The sequence below is a fragment of the Roseovarius sp. MBR-154 genome (genome assembly GCF_053628595.1).
Genome location: NZ_JBRJGR010000066.1, coordinates 1 through 1,697, shown reverse-complemented (window position 1 = coordinate 1,697; position 1,697 = coordinate 1). Strand labels below are relative to the sequence as shown.

Sequence of the window (1,697 nt, the reverse complement as noted above, 5' to 3'; positions counted from 1 at the left end):
TCGACGGTGGCCGCCACAGTCACCACCGGCCGCGCGCTGCGCTACGCCGGGGGCTCCGCGCGCGGCCTCTTACACCAACCGTTGGGACACTGCCGCGACTGCAAGAGGCGGTTTCCTGCCGCCCGGATTGACCCAATCCCTGACCATTGTTACCGTACAATCAGAGTATGGCTTAACCGTTCCGGTTCAGGTTCGCTCGCATGGCGAACCACGATCGCACGGAATGCCATCCAGACCTTTTTATCCTCTTGTGAAGGCATGAAAAGGTCGTTGATAGCAGCACCAGGACGAATCCTGATGCGAGATCATCATATATGGCCCCTTCGAGATGGAGGCGAAGGTTATGATGGACCAACGGGCGTGTCTTCCAACAGAAACCGATGAGGTTTTAGACCATCTTCCGTCGTTGCGTGTCTTTGCACTCTCTCTGACCGGGAACCAATCGGATGCTGACGAGGTGCTGAAAGAGACCCTCAGCAAAGCAATCGCGAAGAATCACAGCTTTCGGACTGGCAAGAGATTACGCCCTTGGTTGATGATGACGATGCGCAGTGTCTTTCAGGCGCGGACCAACAATGCCAACCGCGATACAACCGGAAGTGATGGCAATGCCGCCACGTCTCATGTCATCTCCGCCACCGGACGCGGGCCAGGGCGAGAAAAGGAAGTGAAACTGGCGATGATGAGCCTGCCTGTACATTATCGCGAAGCGCTTGTCCTTGTCGGCATTCTTGGCCTGAGCCATGAGGACGCTGCGCAGATATGTGGTGTTGCCGTCGGCACCGCGAAGAGCCGTGTCAAGCAGGCGCGCCTGTTGCTGCAATGGCAGCGCGACTATGACCCGGCCTCTTAGCTGACCAGCACCTGTGAATCCCAGATAAGATCGACGCAGCCCTATGCCATGTTTTTTCTATCCATCATGCCCAGCATATCGCAAGCTCGAGGTCCTGCCGCGCGCCTGAATCCGATCAAACCGGAGCAGTCCTGGATCAACCATGTTTCCAGCAGGACCGCGCGAAGCCGCGGCTATGTCTTTCGTCCGTCGCGTTCCGCGACGGCGCAACCACTCATCTCCGATTGCGGCGGCACCTGGACGAAACGCGTGTCCCCTTCGGCTAACCGGGTTTACACAGGGCTTTCGGCTCCTATTGCAATTTGCCCTTCTTTCCGTGCAAAGGTGATTTCGGCGAACTGGACACCGATCTGCGGTGTCCCATGATCCGTCGCGATGTTGCACACGTATGAGTTACGGAAAGCGAAAATACCAAGGAGTTCATACAGGTGAGCGACTACGATCAAGAGAATGACGAACTGGAGATCCAGATCAAACGCCTGCTGGCAGGCATCGAGGACGAACCGATTTCCGAAGAGGTGCGTACCTTGGCCAACAGATTGCAGGCCCTTCTGGATGAGAAACGCGCGGCGCACAAGAAAACCGAGTAGGGGGCATGTTGTTTGCGGCCAAACTGCCGCAAGCGGACATAACTTGGGTTCTGCGCCCATACACAAGTGAGCCTAGCCCCCTCAAGGAACAATCGGTGTGATGCGTTGTTGGTCCAGCGAAAAGCGCAGGACCCGATGATATGACCCACGCAGGAAAGAAGAGGTGGTCCTGCTTTTTCGACCAGCTTGCAGCCCGGTTAAGGTGGATCAGGGTTTCCTATCAGGCTGCCATTCTTATGGGTTCGGTTTTGCTG

The 1,697-nt window shown here is 56.5% G+C and carries 2 protein-coding genes; both read left to right on the top strand.

Going from position 1 to position 1,697, the window contains the following annotated elements; translation table 11 throughout:
- Positions 1-343 precede the first annotated feature (343 nt).
- Positions 344-853: a sigma factor-like helix-turn-helix DNA-binding protein gene (locus ACSSV4_RS23175; RefSeq protein ID WP_454277334.1), complete on the top strand. Its 510-nt coding sequence runs from the start codon at positions 344-346 to the stop codon at positions 851-853.
- A 428-nt stretch (positions 854-1,281) separates the two neighbouring features.
- The gene (locus ACSSV4_RS23170; protein ID WP_454277333.1) at positions 1,282-1,443 is read left to right on the top strand and encodes a hypothetical protein; all 162 of its coding nucleotides are present in this window, start codon (positions 1,282-1,284) and stop codon (positions 1,441-1,443) included.
- The last annotated feature ends 254 nt before the right edge of the window (positions 1,444-1,697 follow it).